This is a genomic window from Sinobaca sp. SA16-1, from assembly GCF_059510515.1.
The window spans coordinates 38,048-59,665 of the sequence record NZ_JCAKFL010000001.1; the positions used below are offsets into that span (position 1 = coordinate 38,048).

General features: G+C 50.4%; 20 protein-coding genes. 1 reads left to right on the forward strand and 19 read right to left on the reverse strand.

Features of this window, described 5'->3' with window-relative positions; translation table 11 throughout:
• Positions 1-35 precede the first annotated feature (35 nt).
• The 15 genes from hisB to AC5W2J_RS00275 all read right to left on the reverse strand — a co-directional run bounded on the left by hisB (position 36) and on the right by AC5W2J_RS00275 (position 16,685).
• Entirely contained in the window at positions 36-626 is a 591-nt protein-coding gene (gene hisB / locus AC5W2J_RS00205; RefSeq protein ID WP_496057460.1) for an imidazoleglycerol-phosphate dehydratase HisB, read from the reverse strand.
• Positions 623-1,903 carry a histidinol dehydrogenase gene (hisD, locus tag AC5W2J_RS00210; RefSeq protein ID WP_496057461.1) on the reverse strand — a complete coding sequence of 427 codons (1,281 nt, stop codon included), beginning with the start codon at positions 1,901-1,903 and terminating at the stop codon, positions 623-625. The genes hisB and hisD overlap by 4 nt, the downstream gene beginning before the upstream one ends.
• 1 nt (position 1,904) lies before the next feature.
• Positions 1,905-2,537 carry an ATP phosphoribosyltransferase gene (gene hisG, locus AC5W2J_RS00215; protein WP_496057462.1) on the reverse strand — a complete coding sequence of 211 codons (633 nt, stop codon included), beginning with the start codon at positions 2,535-2,537 and terminating at the stop codon, positions 1,905-1,907.
• Entirely contained in the window at positions 2,530-3,717 is a 1,188-nt protein-coding gene (locus AC5W2J_RS00220; RefSeq protein WP_496057463.1) for an ATP phosphoribosyltransferase regulatory subunit, read from the reverse strand. Before AC5W2J_RS00220 ends, hisG begins: the two co-directional genes overlap by 8 nt.
• A gap of 216 nt (positions 3,718-3,933) precedes the next feature.
• Positions 3,934-4,416, reverse strand: a complete 483-nt coding sequence (locus AC5W2J_RS00225) for an acyltransferase (protein ID WP_496057464.1) — start codon at positions 4,414-4,416, stop codon at positions 3,934-3,936.
• A complete protein-coding gene (gene ppaX, locus AC5W2J_RS00230; RefSeq protein ID WP_496057465.1) occupies positions 4,416-5,063 on the reverse strand; it encodes a pyrophosphatase PpaX in 648 nt (215 codons plus the stop codon). The genes AC5W2J_RS00225 and ppaX overlap by 1 nt, the downstream gene beginning before the upstream one ends.
• Positions 5,064-5,074: 11 nt before the next feature.
• Positions 5,075-5,953, reverse strand: coding sequence for a prolipoprotein diacylglyceryl transferase (lgt, locus tag AC5W2J_RS00235; RefSeq protein WP_496057466.1), 879 nt, complete (start codon positions 5,951-5,953; stop codon positions 5,075-5,077).
• A 16-nt stretch (positions 5,954-5,969) separates the two neighbouring features.
• The gene (hprK, locus tag AC5W2J_RS00240) at positions 5,970-6,905 is read right to left on the reverse strand and encodes an HPr(Ser) kinase/phosphatase (protein ID WP_496057467.1); all 936 of its coding nucleotides are present in this window, start codon (positions 6,903-6,905) and stop codon (positions 5,970-5,972) included.
• A gap of 141 nt (positions 6,906-7,046) precedes the next feature.
• Positions 7,047-7,415, reverse strand: a complete 369-nt coding sequence (locus AC5W2J_RS00245) for a phage holin family protein (RefSeq protein ID WP_496057468.1) — start codon at positions 7,413-7,415, stop codon at positions 7,047-7,049.
• Positions 7,415-7,612: a PspC domain-containing protein gene (locus AC5W2J_RS00250; RefSeq protein ID WP_496057469.1), complete on the reverse strand. Its 198-nt coding sequence runs from the start codon at positions 7,610-7,612 to the stop codon at positions 7,415-7,417. The genes AC5W2J_RS00245 and AC5W2J_RS00250 overlap by 1 nt, the downstream gene beginning before the upstream one ends.
• Before the next feature lie 22 nt (positions 7,613-7,634).
• Complete coding sequence (locus tag AC5W2J_RS00255) at positions 7,635-8,804, reverse strand: DUF4097 family beta strand repeat-containing protein (RefSeq protein ID WP_496057470.1); 1,170 nt, start codon at positions 8,802-8,804, stop codon at positions 7,635-7,637.
• Between the two features lie 105 nt (positions 8,805-8,909).
• Positions 8,910-11,795, reverse strand: a complete 2,886-nt coding sequence (gene uvrA, locus AC5W2J_RS00260; protein WP_496057471.1) for an excinuclease ABC subunit UvrA — start codon at positions 11,793-11,795, stop codon at positions 8,910-8,912.
• Positions 11,796-11,800: 5 nt separating this feature from the next.
• Positions 11,801-13,780 carry an excinuclease ABC subunit UvrB gene (uvrB, locus tag AC5W2J_RS00265; RefSeq protein WP_496057472.1) on the reverse strand — a complete coding sequence of 660 codons (1,980 nt, stop codon included), beginning with the start codon at positions 13,778-13,780 and terminating at the stop codon, positions 11,801-11,803.
• A gap of 181 nt (positions 13,781-13,961) precedes the next feature.
• Positions 13,962-15,134: a PDZ domain-containing protein gene (locus AC5W2J_RS00270; protein ID WP_496057473.1), complete on the reverse strand. Its 1,173-nt coding sequence runs from the start codon at positions 15,132-15,134 to the stop codon at positions 13,962-13,964.
• A gap of 96 nt (positions 15,135-15,230) precedes the next feature.
• Positions 15,231-16,685 (reverse strand): S41 family peptidase, encoded by a 1,455-nt coding sequence (locus AC5W2J_RS00275; protein ID WP_496057474.1) that lies wholly within the window; start codon positions 16,683-16,685, stop codon positions 15,231-15,233.
• Between the two features lie 212 nt (positions 16,686-16,897).
• On the opposite strand from AC5W2J_RS00275, the gene AC5W2J_RS00280 reads away from it, so the two are divergent.
• On the forward strand, positions 16,898-18,013 hold the full coding sequence (locus AC5W2J_RS00280; protein ID WP_496057475.1) for a cysteine desulfurase family protein: 1,116 nt from the start codon (positions 16,898-16,900) through the stop codon (positions 18,011-18,013).
• Between the two features lie 354 nt (positions 18,014-18,367).
• On the opposite strand, the gene AC5W2J_RS00285 is transcribed toward AC5W2J_RS00280, so the two are convergent.
• The 4 genes from AC5W2J_RS00285 to prfB all read right to left on the reverse strand — a co-directional run bounded on the left by AC5W2J_RS00285 (position 18,368) and on the right by prfB (position 21,552).
• Entirely contained in the window at positions 18,368-19,021 is a 654-nt protein-coding gene (locus AC5W2J_RS00285; RefSeq protein WP_496057476.1) for a M23 family metallopeptidase, read from the reverse strand.
• A gap of 252 nt (positions 19,022-19,273) precedes the next feature.
• Positions 19,274-19,567, reverse strand: coding sequence for a c-type cytochrome (locus AC5W2J_RS00290; protein ID WP_496057477.1), 294 nt, complete (start codon positions 19,565-19,567; stop codon positions 19,274-19,276).
• An 85-nt stretch (positions 19,568-19,652) separates the two neighbouring features.
• Positions 19,653-20,432 carry an SDR family oxidoreductase gene (locus AC5W2J_RS00295; RefSeq protein WP_496057478.1) on the reverse strand — a complete coding sequence of 260 codons (780 nt, stop codon included), beginning with the start codon at positions 20,430-20,432 and terminating at the stop codon, positions 19,653-19,655.
• A gap of 15 nt (positions 20,433-20,447) precedes the next feature.
• Positions 20,448-21,552, reverse strand: a protein-coding gene (gene prfB / locus AC5W2J_RS00300; RefSeq protein WP_496057479.1) for a peptide chain release factor 2 whose coding sequence is annotated in 2 segments (ribosomal slippage) — positions 20,448-21,479 and positions 21,481-21,552 — 1,104 coding nt in all. Because the reading frame shifts where the segments join, the coding sequence is not laid out codon by codon here.
• Positions 21,553-21,618: the final 66 nt, after the last annotated feature.

Genomic DNA, 21,618 nt, shown 5'->3' on the forward strand with positions numbered 1-21,618 from the left:
CTTGTCTATTTCTATCAATCAGGCTCTATTGTTTATTACAGCATTCCTTTTGTAGAAGGTACACCTTTCACGCGTTCATCCAGCTGGGTCGCTTCATCGAGCGCCCGTGCCAATGCTTTAAAGACAGCCTCTATCATATGATGCGTATTAAATCCGTAATGCACAATTACATGAAGGTTCATTCTGGATTCCAGGGCGAACTTCCAGAGAAATTCATGGACAAGCTCCACGTCGAACGTTCCTACCTTCTGAGCCGGAAATTCTCCGCGGAATTCCAGATGCGGCCGGTTGCTCAGGTCAACAACAACCTGCGCCATCGCTTCATCCATCGGTACAAAGGCATTGCCGTAGCGGCGGATGCCTTTTTTATCGCCGAGCGCGTCTTTCAGTACGTGGCCGAGACAGATCCCGATATCTTCTGTCGTATGGTGGTCATCTACGTCGGTGTCGCCTTTTGCATCCACGGTCAGGTCAAACTGGCCGTGCTTTGTAAACAGATCCAGCATATGTGTCATGAAAGGAACGCCGGTTTCGATCCGGCTCGTTCCTGTTCCGTCCACCTGAAAATCGAGTGTGATATTCGTTTCATTTGTTTTTCGTGTAATCGATGCTTTCCGTTCCGTCATTCGACTTTCTCCCCCTTTTTACGTATATCCACAGCCCGGGCGTGCGCTTCCAGGCCTTCCATGCGTGCAATAGCGGTAACGTCTTCAGCATCTCTGAAAAAGGCCTGCTCGCTGTAGGAAATAACGCTTGATTTTTTCACAAAATCATCCACGCTGAGCGGACTCGAAAAACGGGCGGTGCCGTTTGTCGGCAGTACATGGTTCGGCCCTGCAAAATAGTCGCCAAGCGGCTCCGGGCTGTAAGGCCCGAGAAAAATAGCTCCTGCGTGACGGATTTTCCCCATGATTTCATATGGAAAAGCGGTGATAATTTCCAGGTGCTCCGGGGCAATATCATTTACTGCCTGCACGGCTTCCTCCATCGAATCAGCCACATAAATCGCACCGTGGTCTTTAATCGAAACCTGGGCGATGTCTTTTTTAGGAAGGTCTTTAAGCTGTTCTTCAATTTCTGCTTTCGTTCGTTCGGCAAGTTCCCGTGATGTTGTCACGAGAACGGAGGAGGCCATCTGATCGTGTTCAGCCTGGGAGAGCATATCGGCTGCGACAAGCTCGGCGCGGGCTGTTTCGTCAGCGAGTACAACAATCTCACTCGGTCCGGCGATCATATCGATATCGACCCATCCATACACGGCGCGTTTGGCAAGCGCTACGTACACATTGCCGGGACCGACAATTTTATCCACGGCTTCCACACTCTCGGTGCCAAAGGCAAGCGCGGCTACAGCCTGGGCGCCTCCAGCTTTCAGGATTGTTTCTACGCCAAGCTCTGCTGCCACGACAAGAACGGTTGGAGAAACTGCCCCCTCTTCGTTCGGCGGAGTGGCCATCACAATACGCTTTACCCCTGCCGTCTGGGCCGGGATTACATTCATCATCACCGTCGATGGGTAGGCCGCTTTTCCGCCCGGTACATACACGCCGGCAGAATCAAACGGCGTGACCTTCTGTCCAAGCACCGTTCCATCGTCTTTTGTGACAAACCAGGACTGCTGCACCTGGCGCTGATGGAAGTCGCGGATGTTGACGATAGCGCGGCGCAGCGATGCCAGATGCTCCGGATCAAAGGCTTCATACGCCTGCTCCATCTCTTCTTTTGTAACAAAAAGCTCGTCTATTTCCACATTGTCAAAGATTTCGGTCAGTTCGCGGAGCGCTTTATCTCCCTCTTCACGAACGCGTGTAATAATCGCGTCTACCGCTTCACGCTGCTTTTCGTTTCCGGTTTCCACATCTCTCTTTAACTGAGGCTTTCCGGCTATTTCCTGAATCTGCATATTACTCCTCCTCTACCACTTTCGCGAGCCGTTCCACTACTTCATCAATTTGTTTGTCTTTAATTCGATAGCTGACCGGGTTAACGATCAGTCTGGATGTAATCGGTACAATCGTTTCCAGTTCCACAAGGCCGTTTTCTTTCAACGTCTGCCCGGTGGACACAATATCTACAATCCGGTCGGCGAGCCCAATCATCGGAGCCAGCTCAATCGAACCGTTTAGTTTAATAATTTCCACCTGTTCGCCCTGTTTTTTGAAGTACTGTGCTGCCAGGTGCGGGTATTTGGACGCGACTTTTGGGTTGATATCTGTTTTCTGATAGCCGGGAAGGGATGCGACGGCCATATAGCAGGCACTGATATGAAGATCAAGCACTTCGTATACGTCGCGCTCTTCTTCAATCATCGTGTCTTTCCCTGCTACGCCGAGGTCTGCGACACCGTGCTCTACATAAGTGGGCACGTCCATCGGCTTGGCCAGAATAAAACGCATATTCGCTTCCGGCGCGTCTATAATTAGTTTACGGGAGTCGTCAAACTCCGGCGGAATGGGAAAGCCCGCTTCTCTTAACAGATCGACTGCTTCTTCAAAGATACGCCCTTTCGGCATTGCTATCGTTAAAAAATCACTCATGCGTATCGGCCTCTTTCTTTTTTCCAATGTAATAATACAGATCCGCGTAAGCTTCACTCAGCTGGTCCACGCTTTCTACCCCCTGCAGGTCCTGAAGCACGACACGCTCTCCGTTTTTTCTGCGCTTTACTGCTTCTGCGATTGCTTCTGCACGGCGCTCTTTGCTGAACACGATACACGACGGCTCCGGAAATTTCTCAGAAGGCTGAAGCGCCTCTGCGAGAAGGTCCAGGCGAATACCAAACCCTGTTGCCTGGGCCGGACGGTCAAACTTCTCCAGGAGTTCATCGTAGCGCCCGCCGCTTGATAATGGCACGCCAAGATTGCTGCCATATCCTTCAAACACGATGCCCGTATAGTAGCTCATGTGCATGACCAGATTAAGGTCCAGCGTAACTAATTCGCTCACGCCGTAGGCTCTCAGCACGTCAAACAGCTGGCGGAGGTCTTCAATGGCTTTTTTTGCCTGCGGGTGACTGCTTAAGGCGGATGCTTCTTCGAGCACGGACTCTCCCCCGCGCAGCTTAAGGAGGCTGAGCAGCCTGTTTTTATCAATTGTCGATAATGGAAGCTGCTTTACGTGCCAGCGGTAGCCTACGTAATTTTTTTCATATAAAAAGCGGCGCAGCTCATCTGCTCGCTCATCGTTTCCAAGCACATCCACGAGCAGTGCGTTCACAAATCCAATGTGGCCTGCTGCAATGCGGAAATCTTTCAGTCCGGTTCCTTCCAGTGCGGCTGCCATCAGGGCAATCACTTCACCGTCGGCGCTCGTCGTGCCGTCACCGATCAGCTCGACGCCGACCTGTTCAAATTCTGCAGGACGGCCGCCTTCCCGCTGCTGGGCACGGAATAAATTAGTATGGTAGGAAAGGCGGAGTGGAAACGCCTGATCCTGCAGGCTTGAAGCTGCCACTCTTGCGATTGGTGCTGTCATATCCGGACGAAGTACAAGCGTATCGCCCTGCTGATCGAGCAGTTTAAACAGCTGCTGATCAAGAATTGCTGAAGCATTTCCGACGGTTTCATAGTATTCGAGCGTCGGCGTTTCGATGGTTAAGTATCCCCATTTTTCCATTTCTTCTGCAATCGAACGGCGGATTGCATCTTTCGCCTGAAAATATCCAGGCAGCCTGTCTCTCATTCCTACGGGCTTTTCAAACATAAAAGGCTGGCTCATTTATGGTAACTCTCCTTTAATTGCTCATCTATTTGCTTTAGTTCGCTAATGTACTACTAAGGTAAAGAATATATTTTGTAGTTTACACACAATTCAGGGAGGGGTCAATAGAAAACCACCTGGAAAGAAAAAAGCTTCTTTTTTGGCAAAAGAAGCTTCTGGCTGTCCGCAAAACAGCGGGTGTGGTTCTTTTTTTATAAGCCGGAGTGTCCGGCTTTATGGCTTCTTTATTTCGATCATCGGATTGCCTCCGACAAACGCACCAGCCGGTACATCTTTATACACAAGCGTTGCAGCTGATACGACCGCTCCGTCCCCGATCGTGACACCGGGAAGTATCGTCGTGTTGGCCCCTATCATTACATTGCTTCCAATAATCACGTCACCGAGCCGATATTCATCAATTAAATATTCATGGGTGAGGATCGTCGTGTTGTAGCCGATAATCGTATTTTTCCCGATTGTAATTTTTTCCGGAAACATCACATCTACCATAACCATCAGGGCAAATGCGGTCTGCTCCCCGACTCTCATCCCGAGAAAGGTCCGGTACAGCCAGTTTTTCATTGAAAGAAACGGCGTGTACCGGGCCATCTGGATGACGATAAAATTTTTCATTACTTTCCAGAACGACACCGTTTTGTATACCTGCCACAGAGCGTTCGACGAAGTAACAGGGTAACGGTCCGTGCGTCGCATTAGATATGCACTCCATCATAAAGCCGTAACAGTTCGCGCATATCCTGAAGCATATGGTCCGGCTCAAACGTCTGCAGCCATTCTTCTCCCTTAATTGTCCAGGAAACACCGGCCGTTTTCACGCCGGCATTCTGTCCGGATAGAATGTCATACTGGCTGTCGCCTACCATAATCGTTTCTTCCGGTACGGAACCGAGAATCGCCATCGCGAGCTGAACCGGTTCCGGATGAGGCTTGGCGTTCTCGACGTCTTCAATAGCCACCATCGTTGAGAAATAGGAAAGCAGCCCCATTTTTTCAGCGCCTCGAAGCGCCGCTTCCCGTCTTTTAGTTGTCACAATGCCCAGCTTGAAGCCTTTTTCATGAAGGGAGTGAATCGCTTCTTTCACTCCTGCGTATTCTTCAATTAATGCATCATGATGTTCCATATTGTGCGTTTGATATGTCTTTACCAGCTCCGGTGCACGGGCGGCATCTATATCTTCGAAATTCTCCAGGAGCGGCGTGCCGATCATTCCGATGATGTCGTCACGGCTGTAGGCCCCCGGATAATAGTGATTCAGCGTGTATTCAAAAGAGGAAATAATCAGCGGGTTCGTATTAATTAACGTACCGTCCAAATCGAACAGCATAGTATTAACGGCCATGGTCAGCCTCCTTATTTTTTCTTTTGTTTTTTCGACGGACTCTTTGCGGCCGGCTTTTCTTTTTTCAGGCCGCCGCCGTCATCATCCAGATAGTGCGCGGTTACGTTCATTTTCCAACGGCGGTACCACATGAGAATAAATGCAGCTGCAATAAGCACGATGGAAATTACCTGAGCGGTGCGCAGGACCTCGCCGATCATTAGGCTGTCTGTTCGCATTCCTTCTATAAAGAAGCGTCCGGCCGAATACCAGATCACATAAGAAAGGAACAATTCCCCGCGGCGCAGGTTGAAACGGCGGAGCCAGATCAGTACTGCAAACCCGGCCAGGTTCCATAAGGATTCATATAAAAAGGTCGGATGATAATAAATACCATCTATAAACATCTGGTTTACGATAAAGTCGGGAAGAAACAGGCCTTCCAGAAACTCCCGCGTTACCGGGCCTCCGTGGGCCTCCTGATTCATAAAGTTACCCCAGCGCCCGATGGCCTGACCAAGTATTATACTTGGTGCTGTAATATCAGCCAGCTTCCAAAATGATATCTTCCGGACGCGGGCAAAAACAACGGCTGTGATTACGGAGCCGATTAACGCCCCGTGAATGGCGAGTCCGCCTTCCCAGACGGCTAAAATGCTGCCGGGATTCTGCGAATAATAATCCCAGCTGAATAATACGTAATACAATCTCGCGGAAATAATCGCGATCGGCACTGCAAAGATAAGCAGGTCCGCAATAATATCATCAGGCAGGCCTCTTTTTTTCGCTTCCCGGTTGGCAATAATATAACCGAGCACAGCGCCGAGTCCTATAATAATCCCATACCAGTAAACCGTCAGCGACCCAATTTCAATGGCCGTCCGGTCGATGGGCTGTATTGAAAATAACAATGCTTGTCACCTCTTCTTAGAAATCTTCTTTGTCGCCTTCTTCAATCACACCGGTCAGGCGGTCCGAAAACTCCTGCGCGGTATTTATTCCCATTCGTTTCAACCTGAAATTCATCGCTGCCACCTCTACGATAACGGCGAGGTTTCTTCCCGGTCTGACCGGAATAGTCAGCCTTGGTATTTCGGAATCAATAATTTTCACCGTTACTTCTTCGATGCCCAGCCGGTCATAGGCTTTTTTATCATCCCAGAGCTCCAGGTTAATCGTAAGCGCGATCCGTTTAAACGGACGCACCGCTCCGGCACCGAACAGAGTCATAACGTCAATAATGCCGAGGCCGCGGATTTCCAGCAGGTGCTGAATTAAATCAGGCGCGCGTCCAACAAGCGTGTTGCCCTGCTCCTGGCGGATTTCCACGGAATCATCTGCGACGAGACGATGGCCGCGGCGCACGAGATCCAGGGCTGTTTCGCTTTTACCAACGCCGCTTGCTCCGGTTAGAAGCACGCCAATACCGTAAATGTCCATCAGGACGCCGTGCATTGCTGTTGACTTGGCCAGCTTCGTCTCCAAAAACGTGGTGATTTGACTGCTCAGCCTTGTCGTCGTGACGTCTGCCCGCATCAGGGGCACGCCGACTTTATTGGCGTTGTTGATTAATTCATCCGGTGCGGTCAGATCCCGGGAAATAATAATGCCCGGCGTATCATATGTACACAGCTTTTCCATGCGTTCCTGCTTTTCTTCCTCATTGAGCTGCTGGTAAAAAGAAAGCTCCGTTCTTCCGAGAAGCTGCAGCCGTTTTGCAGGGTAATACGTAAAATAACCGGCCATCTCAATTCCCGGCCGGGAAATATCACTTGTTGTAATTGCACGATACACGCCTTCATTTCCGGCAAGCACCTCAAAATCAAAATGCTCGACCAGGTCCTTTGCTGTCACCTTCGCCATGCTATTCCCTCCACTCGTTCTTGCCCATCCGGGCGCTGTCACTTTTTTCATTGTAGCATGATTTGGAGGCAAAGGATAACGTTGCCTGCCTATGAAAAACAGGATGCCGAAAGACGGCATCCTGTCAGGAATAGCTGGGTATCAGCGGCGGCTTCCTTTGCTTAAAGGATCCGCAATGAAATTGGAAAGTACCATGTTCAGCAGGGCTATGATGACAGAAGCCAGCAGGGCCATGCCGAATCCGGAAATTTCAAAAGCGCTGCCCATTAATGCGGCTGTCAGCATAAGCATGAGCGCATTAATAACGAATATAAATAAACCGAATGTAACAACGGTAAATGGCAGCGTCAGCAGCACGAGAAGCGGACGGATGAAAAAGTTAACAACCGTCAGAATAATACCCGCCATCAGCGCTGCGCCGAAACCTTCAAGGTGGAATCCATTAAAGATACCCGCTACTGCCATAAGCGTCAGCGTATTAACAAGAAAAGGCGTTAAACAGCCCAGCATCAGCTCGTGCTTCCTTCTTTAGGCAGCACGAACGCTAATACGATATAAATAATAAGAATAGGAAACCCTGACGTCAGCAGGGAAAGAATGACGGTGCTGACCCGCACAAGGGTCGTATTAACGTTTAAATAATCCGCCAGTCCCCCACATATTCCTGCAAGCATTTTATCGGTTTCGGAACGATACAATTTTTTCATCATACATCTCCTTGTCTGCGGGTTATACCTTTGGCTTCACTGTAATGGAGCCCGTCTTCGTCAACGCCTCCAGCCTTAGTGTAGGAGAAGCAGTTGGACGCGACATAAACCGCACTGATTTTTGGACAAACTCTTTTTGTTCTTCCAGTATTTCCACTTCGGCTAGATCATTGTGATACGTCCCTGTCATAGTTTCCAGATGGCCGTCCGTACGGGCTGAAGGTTCCAGCTCCAGATCAATATTGCCTGTTTTGGCCTGAATGACTGCTTTCGCATCTTCATTGTAGGAAAGAATACCGGTAACAGAACCGTTGAACACTTCCACTTCGAGGTCTTTAACTTCTGCGCGGCAGATAACAGAACCGTTCCAGGTTTTCAGCGTAGCAAGATCCACACTGCCTCCCTGAAGGGTAATCGGACCGTTGCCCGTTTCCACAAACATACGGGAGGCCTGAACATCCCGGAAGAAAAGGGAACCGTTTGAAGCCTTGGCGGAGAAGCGGTCTGTATCGATAGATTCCCCTTTTAAATGGCCGTTAAACGTGTGCCATTTAATAGACTCGTACCGCTTGGATGGAACATACACAACCGCATCCACTTTTATGGATTTGGATTTCGTGCGGAACAGCAGGCGGCCGTCTTCCGAACCAAATTCGGCATCGTTTAGAAAGCGGCTGGAAGCCTGTTCTTCCGACTCCTCCTGATACACTTTCACACGGCAGTCGATTTTAATACCGGGCATGTCCCATGTTTTCCATTCAAACGAACCATTTTCAAGAGCAAACTCGATGTTTTTATCACTTAGATGCTGCAGCTCAAACGTATGGCTTACTTCTGTATAAGGACCAAAGTTAAAATCAAGGTCCATTTCCCTTACTTTTTTAACGGCCGTATCTACAAAGGAACTTGCCTGGTCCGACCATTCCTGGAACATTTTTTTCTCTCTGTCGAATGGCGGCTGACGGTCTCTGCGCTGAAACGCACGTCCGGCCGCCTCGCGGAAAATATTGAATGGATCAGAGCCGGAACCGGCAGAGGAACGCTGGTTAAACCGCGTGGAGCCGTTTTTTCTGCCGGAACGGGAGGAGCTGCCTTTATCAGCGGACAATGCTTCTAAAAGGCGGACCCCTTCTTCTGCTGAAATCTTGCCCTCTTCAATCATGCGTAATATTTGTCTGCGTTCTTCTTCCATGCTGTACCCTTCCTTTCAGGTATCTTTTCATTAATGAAGCTTTACGGCTTGTATTCTTTATTTACGAAAGACCTGCAGGGACGTTTCATCTTAATAAGATGGTACTCAGGAAGAAGTTTCTGCGACCCGGTCCGCCTGGAGACGGCGGGTTTTCATTCGTTCTTCTTCCCGTTCGAGAATCGGTTTTAAATAATAGCCGGTGTAGGATTCCTCTACTTTGGCTATTTTTTCCGGCGTTCCTTTTGCGACGATCATACCGCCGTTGTCTCCGCCTTCCGGGCCGAGGTCCACAATATAATCCACCGTTTTAATAACGTCCAGATTGTGTTCAATAACCAGGACGGTATCGCCGTTGTCTACGAGACGCTGCAGTACTTTCAGCAGGCGGTCGATATCGTCCACGTGCAGCCCGGTAGTCGGTTCGTCAAGAATGTAGAGCGATTTGCCGGTGGATCGTTTATGAAGCTGGGACGCAAGTTTCACACGCTGTGCTTCTCCGCCGGAGAGCGTCGTTGCCTGCTGCCCTAGTTTTATATACCCCAATCCGACGTCATATAACGTTTGGATCTTTCGTTTAATTTTGGGAATGTTTTCAAAGAAGTCCACGGCTTCTTCCACCGTCATCTCCAGCACATCGGCAATGTTTTTTCCTTTGTACTTAATATCAAGCGTTTCCCGGTTGTACCGTCTGCCTTCGCATTCTTCGCAGGACACGTACACGTCGGGGAGGAAATGCATTTCAATTTTGATAATTCCGTCGCCGCGGCAGGCTTCACAACGGCCTCCCTTCACGTTAAAGCTGAAGCGTCCTTTTTTGTAGCCGCGCAGCTTCGCTTCGTTCGTCATCGAAAATACGTCGCGGATATCATCAAACACACCGGTGTACGTGGCCGGATTGGAACGCGGGGTACGGCCGATCGGAGACTGGTCAATATCGATTACTTTCTCCAGCTGATCGAGTCCTTCCACCGATTTATGGGCACCCGGCTTGTGCTTGCTTTTGTAAAGCTTCTGAGCCACCGATTTGTAGAGGATATCATTAATCAGCGTACTTTTCCCGGAACCGGAAACGCCTGTAATAGCGGTAAACAGTCCCAGTGGAAAGTCAGCATTTACCCGCTTTAGATTGTTTTCGGAGGCGCCTTTAATTTTCAGCCAGCGGTCCTGCGGCTTCCGGCGTTCAGCCGGCAGCGGAATAAATCGTGCACCGGATAAATACTGGCCGGTCAGGGAGTTCTCGTCTGCCATAATTTCTTCCGGCGTGCCTTCCGAAATAATATAACCGCCGTGCATGCCTGCCCCCGGACCGATATCAACGATATGATCAGCGGCAAGCATCGTGTCTTCGTCATGCTCGACAACAATTAACGTATTGCCAAGATCCCTCATGCGCTGCAGGGTGGCAATCAGGCGGTCGTTATCGCGCTGATGAAGGCCGATCGACGGCTCATCGAGTATATAAAGTACACCCATCAAGGAAGAACCGATCTGGGTGGCAAGGCGGATACGCTGCGCTTCCCCGCCGGAAAGCGTGCCCGCTGCACGGCTCAGCGTCAGGTAATCAAGCCCGACGTTGTTTAAGAAGCCGAGGCGTTCTTCGATTTCGCGGAGAATCATGTTCGCAATTTCTTTTTCTTTGTCTGTTAAATGAAGAGATTCGCCGAAAAATTCCATTGCGTTCTTTATGCTCATATCGGTTACCTGGCCGACGTGGTGATCGTTAATTTTCACCGACAAACTTTCTTTACGGAGGCGGTGGCCTTTGCAGGTAGGGCAGGGCTTGCTCGTCATGTACTGTTCCATCTGCTCCCTGATGTAGTCGGAGCTTGTTTCATGATAACGGCGGTTGATGTTTTCCAGCACGCCTTCAAAATAAATCTTGCGCTCTCTTACCCCGCCCCGGTCATTTTCATACCGGAACGTCATTTTTTCCTCTGTGCTTCCGTTTAACAGAATATCCATTTTCTTTTCCGGGATTTTCTTGACCGGGACGTTCATCTTAATGCCAAAGTGGCGGCATACCGATTCAAGCAGCTGTGGATAGTACTGGGAACTGGTCGGTTTCCATGCGGCGATCGCATGCTCATTTAACGTCAGATCCGGATCGGGAATTACCAGTTCTCTGTCCACTTCCAGCTTTGTTCCAAGACCGTCGCATGACGGACAGGCGCCAAACGGGCTGTTAAAGGAAAACAGGCGCGGCTCCAGCTCGCCGATGGAAAATCCGCATTGCGGGCAGGCATGATGCTGGCTGAACAACAGTTCTTCTTCCCCAATGACATCAATTTTTGCCTGGCCGTCTCCAAGACGAAGGGCCGTTTCTAATGAGTCGGCAAGCCTTGTTTCTACATCGGCTTTAATAACGACCCGGTCAATAACAGCTTCGATGCTGTGCTTTTTATTTTTTTCCAGCTTAATCTCATCGCTGACTTCACGCATTTCTCCATCCACACGAACACGAACATAACCTTCTTTTTTCAGGTCTTCAAGCACTTTCACATGCTCGCCTTTGCGTCCCGAAATAAGCGGGGAGAGAATCTGCATTTTCGTCCGTTCCGGATAGTCCATCATACGGTCCACCATCTGCTGAACAGTCTGGGAGGCAATTTCAATCCCGTGGTTTGGACAAACCGGACGGCCAATACGGGCAAACAGCAGCCGCAGGTAGTCATAAATTTCCGTAACCGTTCCTACGGTGGAACGGGGGTTTTTGCTTGTTGTTTTCTGGTCAATGGAAATGGCCGGAGAGAGCCCTTCAATAGAGTCCACGTCCGGCTTGTCCATCTGCCCGAGAAACTGGCGGGCATAAGCGGAGAGCGATTCTACGTAACGTCTCTGCCCTTCCGCATATATCGTATCAAAAGCCAGGGAGGATTTCCCTGAGCCCGACAGTCCTGTAAATACAATCAATTTATCTCTTGGGATCGTAATATCCACGTTCTTTAGATTATGGGAGCGTGCGCCTTTTATTTGTAAATTTTCCAGTGCCATTCTATCTATCCTTCCGCTTTTAATTCAAGAACGAGGTCACGAAGCTCGGCGGCCCGTTCAAACTGCAGGTCTCTTGCTGCCTGCTTCATTTCCGCCTCAAGCTCATCTGCATATTTCCGGCGTTCGGTTTTGTTCATTTTCGAAAGCATTGGTACCTGTTCCACTTCTTCCCCATCTTCGGTCACAATAGTCGCCTTAATTAATGCCGGGATGGATTTCTGGATCGTTTTCGGCGTAATGCCGTGCTCTTCGTTATACGCCAGCTGTATTTCGCGGCGCCGGTTCGTTTCGGATATAGCAATATCCATCGATTTTGTAATTCGGTTGGCGTACATGATGACGTGCCCGTTGGCATTTCGTGCAGCCCGTCCCATCGTCTGAATCAATGAACGCTCGGCACGCAGGAATCCTTCTTTATCTGCATCGAGAATGGTAACGAGCGATACTTCCGGAATATCGAGCCCTTCTCTTAATAAGTTAATCCCTACGAGCGCATCAAAGTGCCCCATGCGCAGCTGCCGGACAATGTCGATGCGGTCCAGCGTCTTTATATCAGAGTGCAGATACTTCACGCGGATCCCGACTTCTTTTAAATAATCGGTCAGGTCTTCCGACATTTTCTTTGTGAGCGTTGTGATCAGGACGCGCTCATTCCTCGCAGCCCGTTCGTTGATTTCACCTATCAGGTCATCAATCTGCCCTTCAATCGGACGGATGTCGATTGTCGGATCAATTAAACCGGTCGGACGGATAATCTGTTCAATCATTTCCGGCGTATGTTCTTCTTCGAACGCTCCGGGAGTCGCAGAGATAAACAGCGCCTGATGAATGCGTTCCTGAAATTCGTCAAACTTGAGCGGACGGTTGTCCATGGCCGACGGCAGACGGAAACCATGGTTGACGAGCACTTCTTTTCTCGCCCGGTCCCCGTTGTACATGCCCCGCACTTGAGGCAGCGTGACGTGGGACTCATCAACAACGATGAGAAAATCGTCCGGAAAGAAATCAAGCAGGGTATACGGTGAATCTCCCGGGTTGCGGAACGTGAGGTGACGGGAGTAGTTTTCAATTCCGGAACAGAATCCCATTTCCTGCATCATTTCGATATCGTACCTCGTCCGCTGTTCGAGCCGCTGTGCTTCCAGCAGTTTATCTTCGGACCGGAATACGGCCAGCTGCTGCTCGAGCTCTTTTTCTATATTGATAATCGCTTTGTTAAGCTTTTCTTCTCTTGTTACGAAGTGGGAGGCTGGAAAAATCGCGACGTGGCTGCGTTCTCCGTTGATTTCCCCTGTAAGTGCATTCACTTCTGTAATACGGTCAATTTCATCCCCGAAAAATTCCACGCGGATGCACTGTTCATCACGGGACGCCGGGAAAATTTCCACCACATCGCCGCGTACGCGGAACGTTCCGCGTACAAAGTTTATATCGTTGCGGTCGTATTGAATATCGACGAGTCGGCGCAGCAGCTCATTGCGCTCCATTTCCATATCTTTGCGGAGCGACAGCACAAGGTCCCGGTAGTCTTCCGGGGAACCAAGTCCGTAAATGCACGACACACTTGCAACAACGATTACATCCTCACGCTCAAACAGGGAGCTTGTAGCGGAGTGGCGGAGCTTATCAATTTCATCATTAATGCTGGCATCTTTTTCAATAAACATATCGGTCTGCGGAATGTAGGCTTCCGGCTGATAGTAATCATAGTAACTGACAAAATACTCCACCGCGTTGTTCGGAAAGAGTTCTTTGAATTCGCTGTACAGCTGGCCCGCCAGCGTTTTGTTGTGGGCAATAACCAGAGTCGGCTTCTTAATCTCCTGCACGACATTCGACACGGTAAATGTCTTTCCCGTTCCTGTCGCTCCGAGCAGCGTCTGATACTTTTTCCCTTCACGGAGTCCTTTATTTAATGCTTTTATGGCATTCGGCTGATCGCCTTCCGGCTTGTATTCGGATACTAATTCAAATGCTTCGCTCATGGCGTGCTCCGCCTCCATATTCCTATATTATTCTTTATTTCCCGTCTATTAGTCTGCTCTATTATACCACATATATGCGGTTTCCAAACGCAAAAAACGAATGCACGTTCGTTTCTTAAAGACGTAAAAGACCATCTTCGGAAGATGGTCTTTTCGTCTGGTTCTATAAAGTATAAGCATCCTACTCTTGTTTTACAAGCAATAAGCCAAGCAGGTAATGTTCGTTTGCATAAACGGCAATCTGCGTATAGCGCAGCTCCTGATTCAGGTCGACGACGCCGATTTTGCTGTAGGCGGAATTGAGCTGAATTGCCTGATACAGGTCATTTTCATTCGTAACCGTCTGTCCGTTTACTCTCGTAATAATTTCACCCGGCTTGATATCCATTTTCTCAGCCGGGGAGTAAGGAAGGATGCCCGCTACGCGCAGGCCGCGGTCCGGCACGGTATAAATCGGCCGGCTGGATGTTTCCAGACGCTTCTGGGACCAGGTAATCCACTCTCTTCCGAGAAGCGCCGCTGCAGCGGCAATGTAGACCGGATAATCCACCAGGTAGCCGGCACCGGCCGCGGCGGCAAGAACAAACCCCCACAGCAGCACTTTCCCGCCGGTACGGCGGACCGCCTGCTGGGGAACGCTTCCGATAATATTCAGCTTGAGGGCAGCAGCAAACGGAAACAACAGCAGCGACAGCCCGGTTCCTTCTATAGGAAACAACGGCCACCAGCCTGCGGCCTGAAGCGCGTCTCCCGGTACGAGAATAAATGCAGGAAGCAGCCATACACGCTTTAAGCGGTGGGCCCCCTGCCATTTTCCGCGCGGGGTTTTAAACAAATATGGAGAAGTATGATGGCGCTTTGTGCGAAGCAGAAGCAGCCCTTCTCCGAGAACGAGCAGTGCGATCAGTACGAGCACCGGACGCAGGTCCGCTGCTTCCAGGGACGATACCACGCCGCCCCAGAAGCCGCTGGACGGGTTCCAGACAAGCGGAACCACATACGCGGCTATTAGGCTCAGTCCAAACACGTGAGCCGGTGTGGCAAAGCGCAGGAGACCTGTGACAATAAACAGAATCCATAACAGCCCTGCCAGGACAAGTACTTCCAATGGCACGAAAAGCCCTGAAATAAGAATCAGCACCGATATAAGCAGGCCGTAAAGAATGCCCGGCCCGACAGAAACAAGCACATCATAAAGCGGTGGGTACAGCCTCGTTTTAAAATCTTTCCGTTCCTGTTTTACTCTTTTCGAACCTATCAATAGTGCCGCTCCGATAATCACATATGTAAGAGGGTTGGCGAAAAACCAGCCAATGGCCCTCGCTATTTCCCATAACCACATTGTCCAGTCCAATGAAGCACCTTCCTTTCCTATCCTTTGACTTAGTTGGTAAACCTTCTGTATTCATGAAGAAAAGAACAGGCAGGACACGCCCTGCCTGCAGTTTGTTTATTCAGATGACTGCTCGGCTGCTTCCTGCAGGGCACGCTCAAGCTGATCGTCGTTTTCCGGATCACGGATATTTTCGAGCAGGGCCTGGTTCAGCGCTTCTGCTGTCTCCTCATCAATAATGCCGCTTGCTTCCAGATCCTCTTCCTCCTGGAAAGCCTGTACGGCTGCTTCGGTTTCCTCATTGAAATACCCGTCGGAGCGGCCCGGCTCATAGCCGAGTCCCTGCAGCATCGACTGGGCGGTTTCGATTTCTTCGCCTACCTGGTCGGGTTCCAATGGATTCTCTGGATCAAGTGCCGCAGAAGTAAAGTAATCAGGCTGTTCGGCTTCGATTGTTGGCTCTACGCCTTCGCCGTCCACCCAGTTTCCGTCAGGTGTGAGCCATTTAAACATCGACAGCTTCAGCTGACTGCCGTCCCCAAGCTCCATCGACTGCTGAACGGTTCCTTTTCCGTACGTCTTCTGGCCGACCAGGTCATAGCCGCCGGCTTCTTTTAAGGCACCTGCCAGAATCTCGGAAGCAGAAACACTTCCTTCATCAATCACCCCGACAATTGGATAGTCTTTCGGTTCGGAAAGATCACTCGTAAATTCCTCCACCTGCTCATTGCGGTCTTCAATCTGCACGAGCGGCTTGTCGCTTGCGATAACGAGCTCACCTATTTCCTCCACGGCATTTAAAAAGCCGCCCGGGTTGCCGCGCACATCGATAACGAGCGCCTCCATGCCTTCTTCTTCCAGAGAGGCAAGCTGTTCTTCAAATTCAGAAGCCGTACTCTCTCCGAAAGAGGTTAACGCAAGATGACCGACCTGGACGCCGTCTTCTTCTATGATTTCAGATTGTACGGTTTCTACAGGAATCTCATCACGCTCGACTACAACATCAAAAGGTTCACTGCTTCCCGAGCGCTGCACGGTAAGCGTAACTTCCGTCCCCTGCTCGCCGCGGATGCGGAGTACCGTTTCGTTAAGGGTTTCACCTTCCGTCGACTCCCCGTCAACTTCGAGCACCTGGTCGTTAGGCTGCAGGCCTGCCTGTTCCGCCGGGGAATCCCTGAATGGCGCCACAATTGTGACGGTATTATCCACGAGGCTGACTTCTGCCCCGATTCCTTCAAAAGAAGATTCCAGCGACTGGGTAAATTCATCTGCCATTTCCTGATTCATGTAGGAGGAATGGGGATCGCCCAGTTCTTCGATCATTCCTTCCATAGCTCCTTCCATCAGCTGGCCGGAGTCCACTTCATCCATGTAATCTTCACTGATTGTGTTATACACCTGCTCGAACCGCTCCATGTCTTCCATGTGTCCATTTCCGGTAGAGGCCTGGTTCGTGCTGCCGGATGAACCAGAACCGGTACCCGGCAGATTGGCGCCTATAACGACGCCTCCTGCTCCCACGACCAGCGCAGCTCCTGTGAGCGCCGCGGCCGCTTTTTTATTCCATCCCATATATAATCCACTCCATTATGTGCTGTGGGTGCTGTCTTTGCAGTATTCGCGCCGGCCGGTCTATGTATCCTCCATTACGATGAACATACTTCCTTTATTCTAGCATGAAAGAAGCATGTAACAAATGAAAATATCCCCACTTTCCAGATATCTGCCTGCAGGGCGTATGCTAAAATATGAATACTAGATATTATAGAAAGGCGGGATCTATCATGCATCAGGTTTATATGGATTACAATGCCAGCACTCCGCTTTCCCCCAATGTAAAAAACGTTCTTTCCTACTGGATGAAGCGTTCCTACGGCAACCCTTCCGCCTCCCACTGGGCTGGAACCGAAGCGAAACAGGCGGTTGAGACCGCACGGACGCGTGTGGCTGCCTTTATTGGAGCCGATCCGGACGAACTTATATTTACGAGCGGCGGAACCGAAGCGAACAACCATGTGCTAAAAGGGATATTTGAGCGCTGCGGAACAAAACCGTGCCATATTATTACGACGACGATTGAACACCCCGCCATACTGGAACCGTGCCGGTATCTGGAGAAGCAGGGAGCGTCCGTTACTTATGTCGGAACAGATTCTTTCGGCCGTGTTCATCCGTTCGATATTGAAGCTGCTATTACCGAAGACACGGCGCTCATTTCCGTCATGCATGCCAATAACGAGACGGGAACCCTCCAGCCGATTGAAGAAATCAGCGAAATAGCACACCGGTTTGGGATTCCGTTTCATAGCGACGCTTCCCAGTCGCTCGGCAAAGTACCTGTCAATGTCGATGAGCTCGGCGTTGACTATTTAACGATAGCCGGTCATAAAATATATGCCCCGAAAGGTATAGGCGCATTATATATGCGAAAAACAGCAGCTCTCCCGCCGCTTCTGCACGGGGCTCCTCATGAAAAAGGACGTCGGGCCGGGACGGAAAATGTACTGTTTACCGCCGCGCTCGGTGAAGCCTGCACGGATGCGGCTTCCTTTGATATGACCGCGGTAAAACGGCGGCGCGACTTATTCTGGGAACTGCTGCAGCAGAACTTCCCGCTAAGAGTGCACCGTAACGGCCATCCGGTGCATACGCTTCCCAACACGCTTCATGTCCGCTTTACCGGCATCACCGGGCAGGACCTTCTCCAGCAGATGCCGTTTCTGGCTGCCTCCACCGGCGCTGCCTGCCACAGCGGCTCAGTTGAATTATCCGCGACGCTCCGCGCACTCGGATTGACAGACAAGGAAGGTGCAGGATCTGTCCGCTTCAGCCTCGGACCGTTCAGCACCGATGAGGATGTGTTTACGGTTGTTGAAGCATTGAAGGCTATTCTTACTTAACAAAAGAGCGGGGCTGTCCTAAACGGACTGTTAAAAAATGAAACACCTCTATCAGAATCTAAAAAAAGGCAGAGGTTTATCCAGGTGGAAGCTTTCGGCAGGCCATGCTTCAGCTAAAGAGGAAAAGGTCGACCTCTTTATCTTCACCGATGGCTGGTCTGCCTGAGTCCCCGCCTGGTCCTTTTTTATGGTTTTGTTTTACCCTGTTGTCAAAAGAAAGGACCCTCGCTGTATGTAAAAACCCTCGTATTCCTTTTGGAAGGAATACGAGGGTTTTCGTCTGGCTTCTCTTATTATTGGTAAAACGAAGAATACAGTCTACAGAGTAAATTTTGGGACAGTCTCTCTTTCTGCTTAAAAAGTAACATATTTACGCGGGTTCACGGAACGGGATTTCTGCGTATCCCAGAAGCCTTCATGAATTTCAAAATGAAGGTGCGGCCCTCTCGAAGCGCCTGTATTACCCATTAGGCCGAGTGTATCTCCCTGGTCTACTGTCTGGCCGGCTGTCACACCGATGGACGCAAGGTGGGCATAAAGCGTCATCATCTCCCTGCCATTCATCCTATGGGATACCATCACGGTATTGCCGTACCCGTTGCGGTATTTGGCTTCCACTACCGTACCGGCGGCTGCGGCTGTAATAGGGACATTGATGCGCCCGCCCCGCCCGATATCAATACCGTGATGCATACGGCCGTTACGCGGACCATATTCCGACGTGACCCGGCCGGTTGCCGGACGGACAAATCCGGAGGACTCTTCTGCTGTGACAGGGGTGGAAAAGGATTGGACCGAAACCGCCGAACCGAAAAACACCGCCGCTTCTGTTTTTACATGCTCTGCCGGTACCGGCGGGCGGACAATAACCTTTTTCCCTGCGGCAGGCTCCGGCCCGGCAAAAACAAACAGGCAGACCGCGGCGGTGGTGAAGCAGATCCGTTTTTTATGCAGCGCTGTGTTTTTTAAAGGACCCTTTGGTTTAAAGCAGGAGATTCGTTTTTCCATGCAGTCACTTCCTATTTTTTACTGGACGAAGGAACAATGGCCATACTTAATACGCCGCTCATCTTACATAGCGCCTCACCTCTTTTTAAAATACATACTGCGTACGTTGCAACATTGGGTTTCTTACGGGAAAGAAATGCGTGTGGGAAAGCAGAGGATGAAAAAGGAGGTAAAGATCAGGTCTAAATACCTGGTAAGTAAACAAAAAAAGAAGGAGAGAGGCCTCTCCATTCTTTAACCGTTACTTATATACTACTGCTCAGCAACCCAGGTTGCAACACTTTCTGCTTCCGCGCCCTCCAATAATCCAGCCGGCATGCCGTCGCCGCCGTTTTCAATCATCGTAAGTACGTGGCCTTCATCGAGATCGCCATCGAGTGCCGGGCCATTATTGCCTTCCAGGTTTTCCCCATGACAAGTCGCACAGCTCTGCTGATAAAGCTGTTCCGGAGCCGCCGTCGTATCTTCTTCGTCGCCGCCTCCTCCGCCACAGGCTGCAAGCATAAACATGGATCCTCCTGCAACAGCCAGCAATGCTTTTTTCATAATAATACCCCTCTCTATTCAATTGTCTTATTGCTTCCTTTATACCCTGCTTTTCTATAATAAAAACGCAGGGGATCTTCATGAACTAATAAGCGCTGACCGCTCCGCCTTCGACGAGAAGGATCTGGCCGGTTGTATAGGTATTGGCCGGCGAACCGAGAAACACGACCTGCCTGGCAAACTCTTCCGGCATGCCGAAACGCCCAAGTGGAATCGCGGCTTCGCTTTTTTCTTTCACTTCTTCAACCGCCACGCCCTGTCGGGAGGCATTCTTTTCAAGCAGGCTTCTCATCCGGCCGGTTTCTATTTTTCCCGGACCGACGGTATTAATTAAGATGCCGTGCGGCGCAAATTCGATCGCCAGGCTTTTGGAAAAACCGGCAATGCCGGAGCGGAACGTATTGGACAGCAGCAGGTGATCGACCGGCTGTTTAATCGAAGAAGAGGCAATATTGACGATCCGCCCCCTGCTTTTTTTGAGAAGCGGCAGTGCAGCCCGTATGGCACGGATATAGCTGAACAGCGTCAGCTCAAACGCATACTGCCAGTCTTCATCTTCCATGTCTTCGAAGTCGCCCGCCGGCGGCCCGCCGGTGTTATTGATCAGCACATCAATGCCGCCCAGCTTCATCTCTGCTTCTTTCATCAGCTGCTTAATGTCCTCCGGCCTGGTCACGTCACACACCTGCCAGTATACGGAACCTTCTCCTTTTACAGCGGCAGCCGCTTCTTCAAGGCTGTCTTCGGTGCGACCGGCAAGCATAACGTTCGCACCTTCAGCTGCGTACAAAGAGGCGGTTGCAAACCCAAGTCCTTTACTCGAAGCCAGTACTACTACGGCTTTTCCTTTCAGCCCTAAATCCATATCCAATGTCCTCCTTTATGCTTTCATGCTGTAACGCAGGTATTCATCAATAAAGGGATCTATTTTTCCGTCCATCACGCCGCCGGTATTGCCGACTTCAAAATTGGTGCGGTGGTCTTTGACCATATTATACGGGTGGAACACATACGAACGGATCTGACTGCCCCAGCCGATTTCCATCTGTTCGCCGCGGATTTCATCAATTTCCTCCTGCTGTTCGTTCAGCTTCAACTGGTAGAGCTTCGCTTTCAGCATTTTCATCGCCTGCTCGCGGTTCTTGATCTGGGAGCGTTCGTTCTGGCAGGTGACGACTGCATTGGTCGGCAGGTGGGTAATCCGGACAGCGGAATCGGTCGTGTTGACGTGTTGTCCGCCGGCACCGCTCGCGCGGTACGTATCTATTTTTAAATCTTCGGTGTTGATTTCAATTTCTACATCGTCGTCCATTTCCGGCATCACTTCACACGAAACAAACGACGTGTGGCGGCGTCCGGAAGAATCAAACGGCGAAATCCGTACGAGGCGGTGCACCCCTTTTTCCGCTTTCAGGTAGCCGTAGGCGTTGCGTCCTTTGATGAGAAGCGTCACGCTTTTCACGCCGGCTTCGTCGCCCGGCTGGTAGTCGAGCATATCGACGGAAAAGTGACGCAGGTCCGCCCAGCGCTTGTACATCCGCAGCAGCATGGCAGCCCAGTCCTGGGACTCGGTGCCGCCCGCGCCTGGATGCAGCTCCAGGATCGCGTTATTTTCATCATACGGTTCACTGAGGAGCATCTGCAGCTCATAATCACTGATCGCCCGGCGCAGGGCACTCATGCCGTCGTCCAGGTCTTTTTTTAAATCCTCTTCCGGCTCTTCTTTGACGAGGCCGTACGACACTTCCAGGTTTTCAAGCTCCTCTTCGAGCTCTTTAAAACCATGGACCGTTTCTTTTAAACCATTCACGTCGTCAATGACTTTTTTCGAATGGTTCTGGTCGTCCCAAAAGTCCGGGTACGTCATTTTTTCTTCCAGTTCTGCTATACGCTCTTCTTTGGCAGCAAGGTCAAAGAGACCCCCTAAAGTCGTCGAGCACCTTGCTCATTTTTGATAATTCGTTACGAATGTCTGCGATTTCCATTGTAATTCCCCTTTTCCTTATCGTTGTTTCTATAGAAGCCTGAAAAAAAAGAGGAGGAGACTCGTC